This is a genomic window from Mucilaginibacter yixingensis (assembly GCF_041080815.1).
GTDB classification, from domain to species: domain Bacteria; phylum Bacteroidota; class Bacteroidia; order Sphingobacteriales; family Sphingobacteriaceae; genus Mucilaginibacter; species Mucilaginibacter yixingensis.
The window spans coordinates 1,232,842-1,251,708 of the sequence record NZ_CP160205.1; the positions used below are offsets into that span (position 1 = coordinate 1,232,842).

The window sequence follows — 18,867 nt, forward strand, 5'->3', positions numbered from 1 at the left end:
TGTGATTCCCTCCCCAGGGAGGGATGTGAAAATTTACAAAACCATCTCCGGTACCTCGCCCTCAATAATCAGCTTGCCTGCGGTGGCCTTTTTAATTTCCTCAACACTGATGCCGGGTGCGCGCTCCAGTAGTTTAAAACCGCCCTCTGGTAATACGTCAAGAACCGCCAATTCTGTTACTATTTTTTTTACACAATGGATGCCGGTGAGGGGTAGGGTGCACTTGGGTAATAGTTTAGATTCGCCCTCCTTGTTCACATGCTGCATGGCCACAATAATGTTCTCTGCGCTGGCCACCAGATCCATGGCGCCACCCATGCCTTTTACCATTTTTCCGGGAATCTTCCAGTTGGCAATATCGCCGTTTTCAGATACCTCCATGGCGCCCAGAATAGTAAGATTAACCTTCTTGGCGCGAATCATCCCGAAGCTCATAGCCGAATCAAAAATAGCCGAGCCCGGTAGTATGGTGATGGTTTGCTTGCCGGCGTTAATGGTGTCAGGGTCTTCCTCGCCCGCGATAGGGAAGGGCCCCATGCCCAGCAATCCGTTTTCAGATTGCAGCACCACGTCCATTTCGTTGGGTATATAATTGGCCACAAGGGTGGGTATGCCAATGCCCAGATTAACATAATAGCCATCCTTAATTTCGCGCGCTATGCGTTTGGCAATGCCTTCTTTGTCTAACATAAAAAACGGTTTATAAGCGTCGTTTAGAGCGACAAAACAAATTAGCAATTTGTTTCAGAAAACAGTCAGTCCGGGCAGTTTTTTATTTAGACGGAGGTTTTTGGGGGAGTTTGTTTTTAATGTTTTAAGTTAAATTAATTAGTAATATAAATTATTTATACATCTGAATATTAATTTGATATAAAAAGTTCTGTATTCAAATACAGAACTTTTATCCATATTTAAGTATTAAATTGTCAGGCCGGTTTGTCATTGCGAGGAACGAAGCAATCTCGTCGAATGCTTGTCGGAATTGCATGTCCTGAATGCTTTGTGACGAGATTGCTTCGTTCCTCGCAATGACAGTTTGGCGACGATGAAAAGCAGTTTTCTGTACCCCGATTAACGTTTGTTCCCGCTTTGCGCTCATACGCCTACAGGCCTTATGCACGGGCCGGTATCCGCTCTAATCGGGTTTAGTGTGATCGATGGTCCCGTAGATGAAAAGCATCAGATCAATTCCTTATCTTTAACCCAATGCGTTACCTGAAACTTATCCTAAGCATCATCAGAAAGATCATTACCGGCTTTTTCGCTTTTGTGCTCAGCTACCTTTTCATCGCCATGGTGCTGTCAGAAATTCCGGTGAACCGAAACCATTTGAAAGGGCATGATATTGCCATCTATATCCTCACCAATGGCGACCATACTGATGTGGTTTTGCCCGTCAAAACATCGCTTATTGATTGGAGCCGGCAAGTGAAGTTTGCGCACACCATCAGTCAAGACACGGCTTTCAAATACGTAGCCCTGGGCTGGGGCGATAAAGGCTTCTATCTCAATACACCAACATGGGCACAACTAAAGTTTAGTGTGGCATTCAAAGCGGCAACGGGCTTGAGTACAGCTGCTATCCACGCCACATTCTATAAAGAGATGCATGAAAGCAAACGCTGCGTGAAGATTTGGATTGATAAGGCTCAGTATCAAAAAATGATAGCTTATATTAATTCAAGTTTTATTTTAGATAAATCAGGCCAACCACTCAATATAAAAACCAACGCTCAGTACGGCCGCAACGATGCTTTCTATGATGCTAAGCGGGTTTACAGCATTTTCTACACTTGTAATACCTGGGCCAATGGTGCGCTAAAGGCCGCCGGTATTCGCGCCTGTTTGTGGACGCCTTTTGACAGAGGAATCTTTTATCAGTATAGCAAATAACGGGCAGGAAGAAAGCGTTAAGAATCACTGAATGGGGCTTTTTAGTACATTCTTGTCCGTTGCTTCCCGACTCTTGCTTCTAAAAAGCTAGCGTCATGAAAAAGCAACTAATCACCAATCAACCAATTACTAATCACTAATTATTATCTTTGCAGCTTGATATGAGTAAGCACGGAAGGATATTGGTTGCCATGAGTGGCGGTGTGGACAGTTCGGTTGCCGCGGTGATGCTGCATGAGCAGGGTTATGAGGTAATTGGCCTGACTATGAAAACCTGGGATTATGCGTCGGCAGGTGGCTCGTCTAAAGAGACCGGATGTTGTAGCCTGGATAGTATTAATGATGCCCGTGCACTGGCCGTGGCTTATGGTTTTCCGCATTACATCCTGGACATCCGCGATGAGTTTGGCGATTTTGTAATCGACAATTTTGTGGACGAATACATGGCCGGCCGCACGCCAAACCCATGTGTGTTATGCAACACCCACATTAAATGGGAAGCCTTGCTAAAGCGTGCCGATAAGCTGGATTGTGAGTTTATTGCCACCGGCCATTACGCTAACATTCGCCAGCAGGAAGAGAACAACAGGTATGTGATCTCTAAAGGCCGGGATGAAAATAAAGATCAGTCTTACGTGTTGTGGGGCGTATCTCAGAAAAACCTTGCGCGTACCCATTTTCCGTTAGGTAATTTTACTAAAGCAGAGATCCGTCAGATGGCGCTTGATATGGGGCAATTTGATCTGGCCACCAAAAGCGAGAGCTATGAAATATGTTTTGTGCCCGATAACGATTATAGAGCGTTTTTAAGGCACAAAGTAGGAGATATGGATGCAAGGGTTGGTCAGGGTAGTTTTGTGCTTACAGACGGCACCGTAGTGGGCCAGCATCAAGGTTATCCGTTCTATACCATCGGTCAGCGCAAAGGCCTGGGCATAGCACTGGGTAAACCTATGTTTGTAACCCGTATAGATCCTACCACCAATACTGTGGTTCTGGGTACCGAAGAAGAGCTGCAAAAACGCGAAGCCTGGGTGCGCAACCTCAACCTCATTAAATACGAAAACATTAACCAGCCCCTACAGGCGGTTACCAAAATACGCTACAAAGACGCCGGCACCGAAAGCACCATTGTGCAAATGGGCGATAACATGAAAGTAGATTTTACGCATGCCGTAGCAGGTATAGCTCCCGGTCAGTCAGCCGTATTCTATGAAGGTTCGGATTTGCTGGGCGGCGGATTTTTGATATAACTGGTCATTAGTCATTGGTATGTCTCCTGAGGACTTAATAAAATAGAAAAGCGGCGTAAGCCGCTTTTCTATTTTTATCCGTATGTCATCCCGACGAAGGAGGGATCTTTTCGATATTGAATCCAGAAGCGCAAATCCGACTTGTTGTTCCGAAAAGATCCCTCCTTCGTCGGGATGACAGATTGTTAGCACTAATCACTAATGACTAATGACCGGCGCAGCCAAAATGACTACCCCACAAACACCGTCTTAATATTCACAAACTCGTGTATCCCGAACATTCCCAATTCCCGACCGTAGCCCGATTGTTTAATGCCGCCAAAGGGCAGGCGCGGGTCTGATTTTACCAGCGCGTTTACAAAGCACGAACCAGCCTCCAGTTGCGTGGCGGCAATGTGCTCGCCGCGGGCCTGATCTTTGGTAAATATGGCCGCGCCCAGACCGAAATTGCTATCATTGGCCAGGGCAATGGCCTCGGCTTCATCGGTGGCGCTGATGATGGCTGCTACCGGGCCGAATAGTTCTTCATCAAATGCCGGCATCCCTTTTTTTACGTTGCTGAGTACGGTTGGTGGGTAATAGGCCCCCGGGCCGCCGCAAACTTTGCCGCCTAACAGCAATTTAGCGCCTTTGGCGATAGAATCTTCTACCTGTTGATGTAGTTGATCGCGAAGATTAACCCGTGCCTGCGGGCCGATATCTACGCCGCCCTGCAGCGGATCGCCCATTACCTTGGCGGCCATTTTATCTACAAACAGTCGGGTAAACTCATCTTCTGCATCCTTAACCACTATAAAACGTTTGGCGGCAATGCAGCTCTGGCCGCCGTTAATCAATCGGCTCTCCACGCAAATGTGGGCGGCGTGGTCCAGATCTGCATCGGCTAAAATCACATAGGCATCACTACCGCCCAGCTCCAATACCGTTTTTTTAATCAGCTCGCCAGCTTTGGCGGCAACTTTACTGCCTGCGCCATTGCTGCCGGTGAGTGTTACGGCTTTAATGTACGGGTGTTCGATGATCTGCTCTACGGCATCGGCGCCTACCAGCAGGGTTTGAAAAACATGTGCGGGGAAACCTGCTGCTTTTACCATCTCTTCTATAATCAGCGCGCAGCCTGGTACGTTGCTGGCATGTTTTAAAACGCCACAATTGCCGGCAGCCAATGCGGGAGCCAGAAAGCGGAACACCTGCCAGAACGGAAAATTCCATGGCATTACGGCCAGTACAGTACCAATTGGCTGAAAGGTGACGAAGCTTTTGCTGGCCTCGGTTTCAATCAATTGGTCCGCTAAAAAGCTTTCGGCATTATCAGCATAGTAGGTGCAAACGGCGGCGCACTTCTCGGCCTCACCAATGCCTTGATTAAGAGGCTTGCCCATTTCTATTGCCATTAGATGGGCTAGTTCATTTTTGCGGGTTTCCAGTTGCTCTGCCAGTTTATGGAGTAGGGCTGAGCGTTCTTGAAAACTGGTATTGTGCCATTGCAACCATGCCTGGTGTGTTTGATTGATCTTTTTGGCCACCTCATCGGCAGTATGGGCGTTATATTGTTTTATAACCTGATTGTTAGCGGGGTTTATAGATGAAATGAGCATTGCTGTTGTTTTAATTAGAAAGCCTGGTTAGGGCAAAAAGGTTTGTTTCAATAGCTTATTGCGGATGCGGTTTTTTATGGCGTTCGTCGTATTTCCCGCAGGATTCATAGGCATATTTGCGTAAAAGTTGGGTATTGTTAAGTTTAAGTAAATGTAGATTTTGTGCTAATTTATTGTGAAAATATTATTGCAAATGTCAGGTTTGAAACAGTGTTCAAATGAATCACAATAATATTTGAAAGTTTACTAAAAGTTTTCAGGCTATTGTAATGAGTATGTTACACCTATATATTTGAAATAACCTGAAGACGATGAAAACTATTATTAACAAACTAACTATCGAACAAAAAATACAGGGCATCATCCTGGCCATCATTGGCTGTGTTGCTCTTGTAGAATTCACTATTATGTAAGTCATAATAAATGTGAGAAGAAGACATTAAGTCAAAATCAAGGCGCCCTGACCAATGGCGCCTTTTGTATTTTATAAGGATTGGGGTTATGGTGGTTTGTTGGGTTGTTGTGAAGCAGCAGCTCCTATCCATCAGTTAAACCAGGATTAACTTCAAAAAAAAGCCGGACTCTAAAATGAGTCCGGCTTTCTAATATCATGATGTGTACAGCTATTAATACAATGATGCGTAGTAATGCAAGCTATCGCTAAGCTCTTCTTCGGTGCAGATATGATCAATGCTGCACTCGCCAATTTTGTTGAGCAGCGTGCAGTTGATTTGCGTGCCGTTGTTCTTTTTATCTTTTTGCATCAGTTGAAGCAGATCTGCATGGCATGATGATTTGATTTCGTGCTGAGGATAAAGGTTGGTCAGTACAGCTACAATCTCATTCAGCTCCTGCTCGCTCAGTCCATTCTTTTTGAACGATAGCCATGATTCGCAGATCATGCCAATAGCAATGGCTTCACCGTGTGTAAGGTGTTTCGCGCCATCATGCTCCAATGAATATGCCTCTACGGCATGGCCAATGGTATGACCAAAATTAAGCGCCTTACGGATGCCTTTTTCTTTAGGGTCTTCCAGCACAATCTGATTTTTAATAGCTACCGATTGGTAAACCAAACCGGCTGAAGGTTTTGTCAGATCACTGATTTTTAGTTCATTCCAGTACTCGGCATCACAGATCAGTCCGTGTTTCAACATTTCTGCCAGGCCAGACAGAATTTGGCGCGGCGGCAGGCTGGTTAGGAAACGGTGATCCATAAATACCGCTTGCGGCTGGGCAAACGTACCTACAATGTTTTTAACGCTCGACAGATCGATGCCGGTTTTGCCACCCACAGAAGCATCAACTTGCGAAAGCAGGGTGGTAGGCACGTGTACAAAATCAATTCCACGTTTATAGGTTGATGCTGCAAAACCGCCCATATCGGTAATAACGCCGCCACCCAGGTTAATGAGTAAGCTGTTACGGTCTGCACCAAAATCAATCAGCATCTGCCAGATGCCGATGCAAAAATCGATGGTTTTGTTCTGTTCGCCTGATGGAACTTCAATCAGGTCATACTGGGCATTTTCGCCCAGATAAGGTTGCAATACAGGCAGGCAGTATTCGCCGGTCTGATCGTCTGTTAAAACAAAAAAACGAGTGTATTTCCCGCGCTCAATAAAGCGGGCAAGTTCTGTTAAACTGTCTTCAAAAAAAACGGGGTAACCAATACTTTCAATAGTATCCATTGCTAAAGTATCCATAGTTATTTCACTAAGATGGGGGTGTTATTAAACTCAACGATATCGCCTTTCCTGACTTTGAGGCGTTTGCGGTAATCGACAGTGCCGTTGTATTTAACCAGTCCTTCCGTAACTACAATCTGGGCTTCGCCGCCAGAGCCTACCAGGTTGGTGGCTTTAAGCAATTGTATTAAAGGAATAAAGTCCTCTGTCAGGGTAAACTCAATCATAATAATTTAGCAAAAATAAACTATTCAGATGATATGTTTAAAGTAAATCGACAATTTTCTAATTTAGAGTTATGCAAACTCAGGATAACGACATGGAGCGTAAAGGGGAAGTACTGTCTTTTGAGAATACGGAAATCGCCTTTAAACATGCCTCAAATAAAGATTTGAACCGTGCCTATTGGCTTTTTAAGGCCATTAATGTCAATTTGCTGGTGAAGATCGGTCCGGCAATAACCAACTTTGCTATCAACATAGGAGTACCAATTAAAGGGCTCATCAAGGCCACCATTTTTAAACATTTCTGCGGTGGAGAGACCATTGCCGAATGTGATACCACTATAAAAAATCTGGCATCAGGGGGGGTAGGCACTATTTTAGATTATTCTGTGGAGGGCGAGGATGATGAAAAAATATTTGATGATACCCGCGACGAGATTATCCGCACCGTCATTCGTGCTACAGGTGACGCAGCCGTGCCTATTACCGTATTTAAAGTGACTGGTGTCGGCCGATTTGCATTGTTAGAGAAGCTTGATGCCCGGGAAGCGCTTACGCCTGCCGAGGCTATTGAATGGCAAAAAGTGCAGGCTCGCGTAAGAGCGATCTGCCAGCAAGCTTTTGACGCGGGAGTACCGGTAATGATTGATGCCGAAGAAACCTGGATCCAAAACACTATTGACTCGCTTGCGTTGGATATGATGCGCGCTTATAATCAGCAGGTGCCCATTGTTTATAATACGTACCAGTTGTACCGGCATGATAAACTGACTTTATTGAAAGCTGATTTTGCCGTTGCCGAGAAAGAAGGTTTTATACTTGGCGCTAAACTTGTTCGCGGTGCTTACATGGAAAAGGAGCGTAAGCGTGCCGAGGAATTAGGCTACCCGTCGCCCATACAGCCCCACAAAACAGCTACCGACCGTGATTATGACGATGCCCTGCGTTTTTGCGTAGCGCATGCAGCTAAATTAGCGATAGTGGCCGGTACTCATAACGAAGGTAGTTGCCGCTTACTGGCAGATCTGTTGGAGGACAGCCAATTGCCCTATAATCACCCCCATATTTACTTTGCGCAGCTACTGGGCATGAGCGATAACCTGAGCTTTAACCTGGCGCACGCTGGTTACAACGTAGCCAAATATGTGCCGTATGGACCGGTTAAAGCTGTATTACCCTACCTGTTCCGCCGTGCACAGGAGAACACGGCCATTGCCGGACAGATGAGCCGCGAACTAGGGCTGATCATCAAGGAAAAGAAAAGGAGAGGGGGCTTAATTAAATAAGCCCTTCGCGTTTAAAGAAGGCCTGCAAAGTATCTGGTGCCTTCATTAAAAAAGTGTGAATACCTAACTTTTGTGCGCCTAACAGATGCTGCGGACTATCGTCGATAAACAGCGTTTCTTCGGGGCGCAAATTATTTTCATCTAATATTTGCTGAAAAAATGCTACGTCGGGCTTGCGTTTGCCTACCAGGTGAGAGTAATAAGTTTTCTCAAACAGGTGGTCGTTCCCCTGCATATTAAACTCATGCCATAGGTAGTTCATGATGTGACTGTAATGAATATCATTAATGTTACTCATCAGAAACGTACGGTACTTGCTCTTTAGTTGTAATAACAACTCCTGATTACCTTCTGCTATCCCCAACAACATGCTGTTCCAGGCAGCATCGATCTGCTCATCCGTCACCGTCGGATTACCGGCCACCTCGCGGATGCGATCGCGAAATTGAGCCGCTGTGATCTCGCCACGATCAAAAGCATCAAAAATGGCGTTCTGCTGCAAATGACCAAAGAATACATCAGCCTGGGTGATACCCAGGTTTTTAAATCCCCGCTGAGCAAGCGTAAAGTCAATACTAAAGATAACGTTACCGTAATCGAAGATGATATTTTTGATGTTTTGCATAAATATTTCGCTAATTGAGCGCAAATATGTAACATTGCAGCCGGAAATTGAAACCGTTTCCGCAACCGCGCCTATAGCTCAGTCGGTTAGAGTAGAAGACTCATAATCTTTTGGTCCCTGGTTCGAGCCCAGGTGGGCGCACTTCTAACGAGTTCGGAAGCTTTTTTCTTCCGCTTGAACCCTCTAAATAGCTTATTTAGGGGGTTTTTTATTTTTTTTCACCCTCGGTAACCCTTAGAAACCTTCAACTTCTGTGCACCTAACTGAGCACCTCTTTTAAGTTTTTAACTTAGGTGCTCACTTTAGACCTTATGTGCTCATTGTCAGCTTATTGCGGCAATGAAACGGCAATGCTTTGCCAAAACTTGAATTAACCTTTCCGCACCTGAACAATGCGGAAAATTTGAAAACAATTAATGCAAAGAGCACATGAAAACAACTCAGTCGTTCAGAATCCACTTCGTGGTAAGGGCTTACAAAGCCAAAGACGGAAAGGCGCCATTGTACGTGGCCGTGACCGTAAACAAAGAAAAATGCCTGATCGGGCTTAAACAAAATGTCGATTTAAAAAACTGGGATGCCGATAAAGGCGCTCCAAAAGGTAACCGCGACCAGGTGCGGGAAATGACAAATTATCTTGAAGAAGTAAGGCTAAGCCTCGGTAACTGTTACAAGGAACTTACCATGAAAGGCCGGCTACCTACTGCTGCTGCCGTAAAAAATTTATACCTGGGCGATGATACCGCCGAGGGGCAAACACTTGCCAAACTGTTTGCCTACCATCACGAGACGTCACAAAAAGCATTAAAATGGAGCACGCTTAAACATTATGCTGTATAATACGGAGAAGTTGACCAGGTGATTCCGTGGCAAATTGACCACCCAAAGTGCTGGCGAACGAGCGCAGCGAACGCTGTAGAAGCGTTGTCAAAAGTAGTTATTTAAAGTGTGTTTTGCAGATAGCTTTTTTCGGGCTCTGCGGGCCTTCTTTTTCTCATCGACTCTCCCTTTAGTTCCATCCGGTGCGCATCATGCACGATGCGGTCGAGGATAGCATCAGCGATCGTCTTTTCACCAATGACCTCATACCATTTACTGACCGGCAGCTGAGAGGTGATGATCAGGGATGTCTTACCGTGCCTGTCCTCAATGATCTCCATCAGTGCGGCCCTGCTCTGCGCATCAAAAGGTTGTATACCGAAGTCATCCAGGATCAGTAGTTGCTGGCGTTCCAGTTTGGCTACATCCTTCATGTAGGAACCATCTGCCTTGGCCATCTTCAGCTTAGCAAAGAGTTTGGGTGTGCTGGCATAGAACACGCGGTAACCCAGTATGCAGGCTTGGTGTCCGATAGCAGAAGCGATATAGCTTTTGCCGATACCGGTGCTGCCTGTGATCAACAGGTTCTCATTCCGGTCAATAAAGTGGCAGTCTGCCAGGCGCATTACCTGATTGCGGTCGATACTACGGTCGGCATGGTAGTGGATGTTCTCTACCGAGGCCTTATAGCGGAACTTAGCATACATGATCGTACGCTCTATGCGCCTGTTCTGCCGGTCGTCCCATTCGGCCTCTACCAGGTGGGCCAGCAGTTCATCAGTGGTGTATTCTGCGGTCTGTCCCGTTTCCAGGCAGCTTTTAAAGGCATGGTACATGCCATAGAACTTCAGTTTGCGAAGTTTGTCTAAGGTGTTCGTGTTCATATCGATCTGTTCATTAATGGTTATTTATAGTAGTTCTCTCCCCGGATATTGTCATGGCTGGGCATAGGCAGCTCGTCAGCAAATAAGCTTTCCTCGTAGCTGTCCATCTTGTTCTCCAGTATCTGCTGTATGGTCTTGTAGTTGTACACGCCATAGCCGAGCGCACGCCTGCAAGCGCTGGCCAGCCTTTCGTTACCTGCCTTGCGCGCCAGGCTGAGGATACCGATACAGGAGCGGTAAGCTTGTTCCGGATGTTGCTTTCGGTCCAGTATCTTCAGGATGTAAAGCCTCACATCCTCGTGAATGGATGCTGCCCATTCCAGGAACTTATCGGGTGTCCATTCGGTCATAAAGCGGTGTGTCGAAGCCAGGTGATCTTTATCCGTTGTGTAGCTGTAAGGGCTTTTGATGCGCCTGTGCATGGCGATGCGTTCATAGTGGTAGTAGACTTCTACGTTGGTGCGGGAATACAGCAGTTTGACCTTCCTGCCGATAAAGCGGTACGGTACGCTGTAGTAGTGTTTGTCGATACCCAGACAAACATGTCCGTTCTTCATTACAGTGGCCTGGTGCTGCCGTTTGAACTCATAACGTAATGCCGGTAATGGCGAGAGTGCCTGGCGTTCTATCTCCTCGAACTGGAGCTTTCTGCTGTAATTGCGGCCTTTCAGCGGCTGGCTGTTATGTGCTTCTAAAGCGACCTTGATCGCGATATTCAGTTCTGCAAGGGTATGATAGGCCTCTTTGCGAACAGGTGCGTAGATACGGCTGTAAACGATCTTAACGGCTCCTTCTACCAGTGCTTTGTCACGAGGGCGGTACGCCCTCGCTGGTAAGATGGTCGTTCCGTAATGGTCGGCAAAGTCAGCAAAGGTCTCGTTCAGCGTTGGCTCATAGCGGTTACTCTTGGTAACGGCAGCCTTCAGGTTGTCGGGAACGATGGCGGCAGGTACGCCGCCATAAAAGTGCAGGGCATTCTCACAGGCTGCTATAAAGTCTTCTTTCTGCTGGCTCAGCACAGCTTCTACGTAAGTTAGTTGGCTGGCGCCAAGGATAGCAACGAACACCTCGGCCTCGATGACCTCACCGGTATCCTTGTCCGCTATGCTTAGCTTTTCACCGGCAAAGTCCACATACAGCTTATCACCGGCTTTATGATCCAGGTGCATCGTGGGGTTCACGCGGGCTTTCCACTGGTTGTAATAAAAGCAGAATTGGGTGTACTTGAACCCGTCAGGGAACTCTTTGATATAAGCTTCCCACAGGATGCGGCGGTTCATACCGACACGCTTTAACTCTTTATCTATCTGCGGGAAACAGCGTTGCAGGGCCACCATTCGCTTGTCCGGGGGACGTTCACTGCTTTTGCCAAAGAAGTCCTCCAGCTCCTTATCATTAAGGGTATTGATTTCCTCGAACGTAAAGCCGCTGGCATCGAACGCAATAAGGTACTTCTTTGCGGTATTGCGTGACACGCCGGTCTGGGCCGCTATCGATAGCTTGCTGCGGCCCTGGCTGTACATCCTGAGGATCTGTCTTATCTTACTCATGCTTATCGTAGTGTTGGCCATTAGTGAAGTTGTTAAACCTCAAAAATAGGCCTGCTTCTACAGCATATGTGGCTCGTTCGGGGTGGTCAGTTTCCTCCGAAATCAGGTGGTCACTTTCCCGCGGAATCGGTGGTCAGTTTGCGCCGAAATCAGGTGGTCAATATCAGCGAATTCTCCAGTTTTAGTGAGAATTGGAACAAGATGCTGGCATACCTGAAATAAATAGATTCCAACGCCGCCCGGTCGCCTTCCCGCAGCAGCTTCAGCAATTCCGCATCGGTTGGTTTTGTCCGTTGTGATCTCATCCCGGAACCAAAAGTAGCCGGACGCTATTAAGTTAACATTAAGGGTAAATTAATGTATATTATAGTTAGGATTACTTATTGAATTGAGCATCTGATAAAATAATTCCAGGCGTTTTAGCGTATTTTCAAATTGAAATAATTGTAAAAAAAGCAGCATAACGATAATAATGTCTACAAAATCTATAGACTTTGTTATATTTGTCCAAAATCACCCCTGTGTTCCATTATTCCCACATTGGAAAGGATGATGCTTTCATTGCAAGCATCTAAGAACATGAGCAGAAGGATTTGAGATTAACCATCGGTTGGTTATCATTTGAGAAACGTTTTACGCAAGCCCGATTTAAAGGCGGGTAGCAGTTACAGGAAGGAGGCTGTGCACCTTATCAAAGTTTACTGAAACAAAAAAGGGAAATACCTGGCAGTATTTCCCCGCGAATTTAATTAACTGGACCAGAGATCAATTGACGTTGCAACCGGTCCGTTTTTAACCAAATCATTACAATAATATGCAAAAAATCCGAAAGCCTGGCCGGACTGGCAGCGCCATGGCTTATAGAGTTCTTTTACTTTCTCAATTAACCTTTACGCTGATACTTGTTGCTGATCTGCCTGCATCTGCAGAAACGGCGGTACTCAATAAAGGAATTGTATTCAATTCAAATAGTATTAAGGGCCATGTTACCGATGAAAAAGGGATTTCCCTGCCCGGGGTAAGCGTGCGCATAAAAGGTAAAACCGGCGGTGTGGCAACAGATGCCAATGGTAATTTTCAGTTAACTGCCCCTGATGAAAACGCTACCCTTGTTTTTAGTTTTATTGGCTATAAAACGCAGGAGGTAATTGCTGCCGGCCAATTGTTAAACGTAAAACTGCTGCCAGATCAAAGTAATTTAAATGAGGTTTTGGTAGTTGGTTACGGTACACAGAAAAGAAGCGATGTACTGGGGGCCGTAGCATCTTTCAATGCTAAAAATGTTGAAGAAAAACCAATAGACCGTGTTGAACAAGCGCTGATTGGCCAGATGCCGGGTGTGCAGGTGCGCCAGCAAACCGGTATGCCGGGAGCTGGTTTAAGTATCCTGGTGCGCGGAACAGGGTCAATCACTGCGGGTAACGAGCCTTTATATGTACTGGATGGTTTCCCGCTTGATGTTGCCAGCCAGAACTCGGCAGGTGGTTTTAGTAATAACCCGCTGGACGACCTTAACCCCGCCGATATTGAGAGTATCCAGGTATTGAAAGATGCTTCGGCCGCTGCCATCTACGGTTCGCGGGCAGCAAACGGTGTGGTTATCATCACTACCAAAAGGGGGCAAAACGGTAAGGCCAAAATTAGTTTGAACGCCAAAGCAGGTGTAAGCAGGGTAGCTAAAAAGCTGGATCTGCTGAGCCCGCAGGAGTGGGTAGACATGGCTACAAGTGTTGCTAATACCGCCTGGGTAAATTCTGGCGCAGGTCGCACGGCAGATCAAACCAATGACCAGCGCGCCGCCATATTGGGACTGGCACCCGGTACCATCAACACCACTTATATGACCGACCCCCGTTGGGCTTTACCGGGGCACCCTGGGCTTGATTATATTGACTGGCAGGATGCCGTTTATCGCAAGGCACCGTATCAGAATTATGAATTATCAGCAAGCGGTGGAAGCGAGAACGTGAAATATTTCATCTCTGGCAACTACCTTAATCAAAAAGGCACGCTGGTCAATACCAACTATCTTGATTACGGTTTAAGAGCCAACATAGAAGCCAATGCCGGCAAAAAGCTGAAATTTGGTATCAACCTTGCGCCTACTTATTCTATTAACAATACGCCGCCTGCTGAAGGTAAAGATAACCAGTTGATGAAGCTGGCGCAGATGACGCCCGTTGCAGAAAGTTCTATCGGCGTAAACACAGGGGCCTACGGCAGCAACACGTATACCTGGGCAAGCCCGAAGCTAATTAGTCCGTACGCTTTTCTGCAAACCGCCATTAACGAAGTAAAAACCTCGCGTATACTTACCTCGTTGTACGGCGAGTACCAGATTATTCCGGGACTTGCATTAAAATCAACCGTTAACTATGACGGGGTTGATCGTAACAATAAAAAATACACTTCAGACCAGGTAACCGTAGGTGCTGCATCCGCATTGCTTACCAATCCGGGTTTGTATTCTACAGGTTCTTACAGCACGGCCAAGAAGCAGAACTTCCTGAATGAGAATACGCTGAGTTATGATAAAACCATAGCGCAAGATCATCATATCTCTGCTGTGGCCGGTGTGTCATATAATATTGTGCATTATGAAACCGTATCGTTGGCAACAGCCGGAGGTTTTGCTAATGACAACGTTACAACGCTTAACAATGCTATTGCCAATGCGGCAGGGGTAACTTATACCGGCACTAATACCGAAACCAATAATACGCTGTTCTCCTACTACAGTCGCTTACAATACAGCTATAAAGATAGATACCTGGTATCCGGAACGCTGCGTCGAGATGCATCTTCAAAATTTGGTTCAGCCAGTCGTTGGGGCACGTTCCCGTCGGCGTCAGTGGGTTGGAGGGTATCTCAGGAATCATTCCTTCAAAATGTTAAAACTATTGACGATCTGAAACTGCGTTTCAGTTGGGGTAAGTCAGGCAATAACAACATTGGCGATTATAACTCCATCCCAACCCTGACCAGCGCCAACTACAACTTTGGTGGCAACACGCCGGTGTCAGCTAACGGGCAAGTGGTATCTGGTCTGGCCAACCCTAATCTTAAATGGGAAACATCATCAACCTATAACGCCGGTTTAGATTTAAGTTTGCTAAATAGCCGCATTAACTTAACGGTAGATGCTTATCATAAAAAGAACAGTGATTTGCTGTTGAATTTGCCGGTGCTTTCTGCCAGTGGTTTCAGCTCAAGCTTGCAGAATATTGGTGCAGTAGTGAATAAGGGTCTGGAGATTAGTCTGAGTACGGTTAACATCAAAACATCGGCCTTCCAATGGTCTATGAATGCTAACATCGCCTTTAATAAAAACACGGTAACGGCGCTGGGCCCAGATCATGCACCGATTGAGATTGCTTCGGCATACAGCGGCAGCAATGCACCTTATTTGCTGAAAGAAGGTCTGCCTGCCTTCAGCTTTTATGTAACCAAAGTAACCGGTATTTTAACTGCTGCAGATATTGCGGACCCTAAAGTGGCCAAGGTAGCTAAAGAAGCGGTTGGCGATCCTAAGTTTCTGGATGCCAATGGCGATGGCGTGATCAGCGCTGCCGATAGGGTAGTTGACGGTCATCCTACGCCTGATTATACCTGGGGCTGGACCAATACTTTCAAATATCATGATTTTGATCTGAGTGTGCTGGTTTACGGTCAGCATGGTGGTTCGCTATTGTCTTACCTGGGCAGGGCAATTGATTTTTCGGGCAGTACCACAGGTAACGTGCTGGGCATCTGGCGCGACCGTTGGACACCACAGAATCAGAACTACAGCGCACCGCGCGGCAAATTCGGTTCAACTTACACCGTACCTTACGTAACGTCAGACTGGATCTATTCTACCGATTTCATCCGGGTGCAGAACATTACGTTGGGTTATAACCTCAAAAAGCTGTTCGGTGGTAATAAGGGTATCAGTGCAGCCAGGATTTATGTATCGCTTGAGAACTATTTCGGGCACGATAAATACTATGGCGGTGTAAACCCCGAAGCCCAAAATACTAACGTAAGCGGTAACAGCAGCTATGCCCTGCCGGGCGATTATGGTGCTATGCCATTAAGCAAAACGGCCTCACTCGGTGTCAATTTCAGTTTTTAAATCCTAACAGATCTGCAAATGAATAAGAAGATATATATCCTTTTGCTGGCAACCGCAACCATTTTTGGCTGCAAGAAGCAATTGGACCAGCAGCCGGTATCAAGCCTGGCAACAACCAATTTTTTTACTAATAACAATGATTTTTTACAGGGTGTAAATGGCGTATATGCGCAGTTGAAAAGTATTCCAGATCAGTTTTTATGGCTGGGTGAAATGCGTAGCGATAACATCAACGCTATATCAGACGGTAACCGCGATTGGGACGGCATCAATAACTTTTCGCCCAATATTACTACGGTTGCCTTCATCAGCAATGCCTGGAAAACTAATTACAACGGCATCTTTAACGCCAATACTGTGTTAAAAGCCCTCACCGATAAAAGCAGCGTAATTGGCAACGCATCGCTGGTTACCCGTTATACAGCGGAGTGCCGCTACCTGCGCGCGTTTTATTATTTCCAGTTACTGCGTTTGTTTGGCGGTGTGCCGGTAATCTCAAGCCCTTTAACAGCCGATGAGGTAAAAAGCGTGGCCCGCGGTTCGGTAGCAGACGTTTACACATTGATTATTGGCGATCTGCAATATGCAGCCGCCAATCTGCCTGCCTCTTATACCGGCAGTGATGTAGGTCGTGCCACCTCTTACGCGGCTAAAGGCTTGCTGGGTTTGGTATACCTTACCCGTTCCGGCCCCACTTATAACGTAGCCGGTCCGGGCCTGGCCAGTAACGAGTATGATAAGGCTTTGGCACAGTTTAATGATATTATTGCCGGCAACCAGTATAGCTTCCTGAGCGACTATACATCGATATTCTCTTACGCTAATGAAGATAACAAGGAGGTGATTTTTGATGTACAATACGCCAGCAGCATTAACGGCGCCGGTTTCCCGAGCGATCTGGTTCCGGTAGCTTACTGGACCAGTTTGGGTATTTCTAACACCTATGGTAACGGTTATGGCTCAAGCTCGTTTGCTGTTACCAATAACCTGAAAACCTCTTATACTTCGGCTGGGACGGATAAGCGTTATGCTTTTAACGTGGCTACAACTTATACCAGTCCGTTCTTAAAGAAATATATTGATTTGACCAAAAAAGGAACTAGCGGTACAGATTGGCCTATCAATTTTATTTTGCTGCGTTATACCGATATTTTGCTGATGAAAGCCGAATGTATATTACACGGAGCCGCCGGTACACAAGCCGATGTTGATGGCATTGTTAATCAGGTACGCACCAGGGCCGGATTGGGCTCATTAGCCAACGTAAACCTGGCTACGCTGATGGAAGAGCGCCGCCGTGAGTTTGCAGGCGAAGGCTTGCGCTGGAATGACCTGGTGCGTGAGGGCTTAGCGGTAGACGTGATGAACGCCTGGATCAAGGCAGACGCGGTTACCAATGTTAGTCAGGTAGTGCCTAATTATGTAATCTACCCGGTCCCTGCCGCAGAGATACAAACCAAGGCTGGCTTGTACACACAAAACCCGGGATATAATTGATAACTTTAACGCAATAGATTAATGCTTATGAAATTTGTAAAACGGCTGTTGCTGTTACTTTTAATTGCACCGGCAAGTCTTTTAGCCCAAACTAAACAAAGGCCCAATATTGTATTTATACTGGCTGATGATTTAGGGTATGGCGATGTTGGCGTGTACGGTCAGCAGAAAATACTGACACCCAATATTGATGAGTTGGCCAAGGAGGGAACCAAGTTTACCGATTTTTATGCCGGTGCGCCGGTTTGTTCGCCATCGCGCGGAGCTTTGTTAACCGGTAAGCATACCGGCCATGCCACCATCCGCGGAAACATGACCATTAAAGGCGGTATTCCGGGTGGTAAAGAGGGTAAGCAGGTTTACCGTCAGGGTTTACTGCCGCAAGAGCAGACCATTGGTAATGTGCTGCGCAATGCTGGCTATACCACAGGATTGGTGGGTAAGTGGCATGTGGATGGTTTTGATACCACTGCAACGCCGCTGGCCCACGGCTTTGATTATTTTTATGGTTGGCTGGTAGCTTATGAGCAAACCTACAGAAGCACTTACTGGCCAGACCAATGGTATCGTAATGGTAAGATGGTGGATATCCCTCAAAATAAAAATGGCCAGAAGCAATACTATACCAGCGAGATCATCACGGATGACGCTATTGATTTTATTGGCAAACACAAGAACGATAAAAAGCCGTTTTTTGTAATGGTTAACCACTCTAATCCGCACTCGCCGCTGGACGCGCCGCATAATACCATTTATGAAAATAAAGACTGGACGGCCGATCAGAAAACGTATGCAGCCATGGTAACTTATCTGGATAAATCGGTTGGGAAGATTAAACAATACCTGATTGATAACGGGTTGGATAAAAACACCATCGTGATCTTTACGTCAGATAATGGTCCGCGGTCTGAGCCTACTAAACAGTTGACAGATGTGGCCAACTTCTTTCAGTCTTACGGTCCGCTGCGAGGGTATAAGCGCGATGTTACCGAAGGCGGCATCCGTATACCGCTGGTGGTTTGGGGTAAAGGCTTGATCAAAGCAGGTGCGGTATCGCATACACCAGGCTACTTTGTAGATTTTATGGCAACTTTTGCGGGCATTGCCAATGGCAAACCTGCCCCAGGTACCGATGGCATCAACCTGTATCCGTATTTTCTGAATGCGCAAGCAGCACCGAAAGACCGGTTTTTATACTGGGAGTTTTTTGAAGGCGGCTATGTGCAAGCCGTGCGATATGGCAACTGGAAAGCTATCATCAGAAACGGAAAGCTGTCACTGTATGATCTGAGTAAAGACATTCATGAAGATCATGACCTGGCTGATGCCCAGCCGGAGATAGTTAAAAAGGTGCAGGATTACTTGCGCACCAGTCGCACGCCATCGCCTTACTGGCCTTTAGAAGGCGAAAAATAAGATCAGGATAATATCAAATA

Annotated in this window: 15 protein-coding genes and 1 tRNA gene; 8 read left to right on the forward strand and 8 right to left on the reverse strand. The window is 46.4% G+C overall.

What is annotated here, in order from left to right; genetic code table 11:
- Positions 1 to 33: 33 nt before the first annotated feature.
- Entirely contained in the window at positions 34 to 690 is a 657-nt protein-coding gene (locus ABZR88_RS05195; protein ID WP_107831326.1) for a 3-oxoacid CoA-transferase subunit B, read from the reverse strand.
- Between the two features lie 516 nt (positions 691 to 1,206).
- Between ABZR88_RS05195 and ABZR88_RS05200 the strand changes: the two genes are divergently transcribed.
- Together ABZR88_RS05200 and mnmA are read left to right on the forward strand one after the other, a co-directional pair.
- Positions 1,207 to 1,893: a TIGR02117 family protein gene (locus ABZR88_RS05200; RefSeq protein WP_107831328.1), complete on the forward strand. Its 687-nt coding sequence runs from the start codon at positions 1,207 to 1,209 to the stop codon at positions 1,891 to 1,893.
- 161 nt (positions 1,894 to 2,054) lie between these two features.
- Positions 2,055 to 3,146: a tRNA 2-thiouridine(34) synthase MnmA gene (gene mnmA, locus ABZR88_RS05205; RefSeq protein WP_107831330.1), complete on the forward strand. Its 1,092-nt coding sequence runs from the start codon at positions 2,055 to 2,057 to the stop codon at positions 3,144 to 3,146.
- Positions 3,147 to 3,376: 230 nt separating this feature from the next.
- On the opposite strand, the gene ABZR88_RS05210 is transcribed toward mnmA, so the two are convergent.
- The 3 genes from ABZR88_RS05210 to ABZR88_RS05220 all read right to left on the reverse strand — a co-directional run bounded on the left by ABZR88_RS05210 (position 3,377) and on the right by ABZR88_RS05220 (position 6,659).
- Positions 3,377 to 4,744 (reverse strand): NAD-dependent succinate-semialdehyde dehydrogenase, encoded by a 1,368-nt coding sequence (locus tag ABZR88_RS05210; protein ID WP_107831332.1) that lies wholly within the window; start codon positions 4,742 to 4,744, stop codon positions 3,377 to 3,379.
- 626 nt (positions 4,745 to 5,370) lie between these two features.
- A complete protein-coding gene (gene aroB, locus ABZR88_RS05215) occupies positions 5,371 to 6,450 on the reverse strand; it encodes a 3-dehydroquinate synthase (RefSeq protein ID WP_245917120.1) in 1,080 nt (359 codons plus the stop codon).
- A 2-nt stretch (positions 6,451 to 6,452) separates the two neighbouring features.
- Positions 6,453 to 6,659: an RNA-binding S4 domain-containing protein gene (locus tag ABZR88_RS05220; protein WP_107831334.1), complete on the reverse strand. Its 207-nt coding sequence runs from the start codon at positions 6,657 to 6,659 to the stop codon at positions 6,453 to 6,455.
- Positions 6,660 to 6,730: 71 nt separating this feature from the next.
- Between ABZR88_RS05220 and ABZR88_RS05225 the strand changes: the two genes are divergently transcribed.
- Entirely contained in the window at positions 6,731 to 7,942 is a 1,212-nt protein-coding gene (locus tag ABZR88_RS05225; RefSeq protein ID WP_107831336.1) for a proline dehydrogenase family protein, read from the forward strand.
- Here the strand turns inward: ABZR88_RS05225 and ABZR88_RS05230 are convergent.
- Positions 7,935 to 8,567 (reverse strand): HAD family phosphatase, encoded by a 633-nt coding sequence (locus tag ABZR88_RS05230; RefSeq protein ID WP_107831338.1) that lies wholly within the window; start codon positions 8,565 to 8,567, stop codon positions 7,935 to 7,937. The two genes, ABZR88_RS05225 and ABZR88_RS05230, sit on opposite strands and share 8 nt — an antisense overlap.
- A gap of 67 nt (positions 8,568 to 8,634) precedes the next feature.
- Between ABZR88_RS05230 and ABZR88_RS05235 the strand changes: the two genes are divergently transcribed.
- Both ABZR88_RS05235 and ABZR88_RS05240 read left to right on the forward strand, forming a co-directional pair.
- Positions 8,635 to 8,708, forward strand: a tRNA-Ile gene (locus ABZR88_RS05235).
- A gap of 288 nt (positions 8,709 to 8,996) precedes the next feature.
- The gene (locus ABZR88_RS05240; protein WP_107831340.1) at positions 8,997 to 9,407 is read left to right on the forward strand and encodes an Arm DNA-binding domain-containing protein; all 411 of its coding nucleotides are present in this window, start codon (positions 8,997 to 8,999) and stop codon (positions 9,405 to 9,407) included.
- Positions 9,408 to 9,508: 101 nt separating this feature from the next.
- Here ABZR88_RS05240 and istB read toward each other — a convergent pair whose 3' ends face one another.
- The 3 genes from istB to ABZR88_RS05255 all read right to left on the reverse strand — a co-directional run bounded on the left by istB (position 9,509) and on the right by ABZR88_RS05255 (position 12,125).
- The gene (gene istB / locus ABZR88_RS05245; RefSeq protein ID WP_107831783.1) at positions 9,509 to 10,270 is read right to left on the reverse strand and encodes an IS21-like element helper ATPase IstB; all 762 of its coding nucleotides are present in this window, start codon (positions 10,268 to 10,270) and stop codon (positions 9,509 to 9,511) included.
- A gap of 20 nt (positions 10,271 to 10,290) precedes the next feature.
- Entirely contained in the window at positions 10,291 to 11,820 is a 1,530-nt protein-coding gene (istA, locus tag ABZR88_RS05250) for an IS21 family transposase (RefSeq protein ID WP_369434689.1), read from the reverse strand.
- A gap of 149 nt (positions 11,821 to 11,969) precedes the next feature.
- The gene (locus ABZR88_RS05255; protein WP_170113592.1) at positions 11,970 to 12,125 is read right to left on the reverse strand and encodes a hypothetical protein; all 156 of its coding nucleotides are present in this window, start codon (positions 12,123 to 12,125) and stop codon (positions 11,970 to 11,972) included.
- 509 nt (positions 12,126 to 12,634) lie between these two features.
- On the opposite strand from ABZR88_RS05255, the gene ABZR88_RS05260 reads away from it, so the two are divergent.
- Genes ABZR88_RS05260 through ABZR88_RS05270 form a run of 3 tightly spaced genes read left to right on the forward strand, consistent with a single transcriptional unit; the run spans position 12,635 to position 18,847 of the window.
- Complete coding sequence (locus tag ABZR88_RS05260; protein WP_245917034.1) at positions 12,635 to 15,934, forward strand: TonB-dependent receptor; 3,300 nt, start codon at positions 12,635 to 12,637, stop codon at positions 15,932 to 15,934.
- A gap of 18 nt (positions 15,935 to 15,952) precedes the next feature.
- Positions 15,953 to 17,431, forward strand: coding sequence for a RagB/SusD family nutrient uptake outer membrane protein (locus tag ABZR88_RS05265; RefSeq protein ID WP_107828458.1), 1,479 nt, complete (start codon positions 15,953 to 15,955; stop codon positions 17,429 to 17,431).
- A gap of 21 nt (positions 17,432 to 17,452) precedes the next feature.
- Positions 17,453 to 18,847 carry an arylsulfatase gene (locus ABZR88_RS05270; RefSeq protein WP_107828457.1) on the forward strand — a complete coding sequence of 465 codons (1,395 nt, stop codon included), beginning with the start codon at positions 17,453 to 17,455 and terminating at the stop codon, positions 18,845 to 18,847.
- Positions 18,848 to 18,867: the final 20 nt, after the last annotated feature.

Excerpts from the sequence above, each read along its gene's own strand:
- ABZR88_RS05195 (WP_107831326.1), bottom strand. The coding sequence starts at position 690 with ATGTTAGACAAAGAAGGCATTGCCAAACGCATAGCGCGCGAAATTAAG.
- ABZR88_RS05200 (WP_107831328.1), top strand. The coding sequence starts at position 1,207 with ATGCGTTACCTGAAACTTATCCTAAGCATCATCAGAAAGATCATTACC.
- mnmA (WP_107831330.1), top strand. The coding sequence starts at position 2,055 with ATGAGTAAGCACGGAAGGATATTGGTTGCCATGAGTGGCGGTGTGGAC.
- ABZR88_RS05210 (WP_107831332.1), bottom strand. The coding sequence starts at position 4,744 with ATGCTCATTTCATCTATAAACCCCGCTAACAATCAGGTTATAAAACAA.
- aroB (WP_245917120.1), bottom strand. The coding sequence starts at position 6,450 with ATGGATACTTTAGCAATGGATACTATTGAAAGTATTGGTTACCCCGTT.
- ABZR88_RS05220 (WP_107831334.1), bottom strand. The coding sequence starts at position 6,659 with ATGATTGAGTTTACCCTGACAGAGGACTTTATTCCTTTAATACAATTG.
- ABZR88_RS05225 (WP_107831336.1), top strand. The coding sequence starts at position 6,731 with ATGCAAACTCAGGATAACGACATGGAGCGTAAAGGGGAAGTACTGTCT.
- ABZR88_RS05230 (WP_107831338.1), bottom strand. The coding sequence starts at position 8,567 with ATGCAAAACATCAAAAATATCATCTTCGATTACGGTAACGTTATCTTT.
- ABZR88_RS05240 (WP_107831340.1), top strand. The coding sequence starts at position 8,997 with ATGAAAACAACTCAGTCGTTCAGAATCCACTTCGTGGTAAGGGCTTAC.
- istB (WP_107831783.1), bottom strand. The coding sequence starts at position 10,270 with ATGAACACGAACACCTTAGACAAACTTCGCAAACTGAAGTTCTATGGC.
- istA (WP_369434689.1), bottom strand. The coding sequence starts at position 11,820 with ATGAGTAAGATAAGACAGATCCTCAGGATGTACAGCCAGGGCCGCAGC.
- ABZR88_RS05255 (WP_170113592.1), bottom strand. The coding sequence starts at position 12,125 with ATGAGATCACAACGGACAAAACCAACCGATGCGGAATTGCTGAAGCTG.
- ABZR88_RS05260 (WP_245917034.1), top strand. The coding sequence starts at position 12,635 with ATGCAAAAAATCCGAAAGCCTGGCCGGACTGGCAGCGCCATGGCTTAT.
- ABZR88_RS05265 (WP_107828458.1), top strand. The coding sequence starts at position 15,953 with ATGAATAAGAAGATATATATCCTTTTGCTGGCAACCGCAACCATTTTT.
- ABZR88_RS05270 (WP_107828457.1), top strand. The coding sequence starts at position 17,453 with ATGCTTATGAAATTTGTAAAACGGCTGTTGCTGTTACTTTTAATTGCA.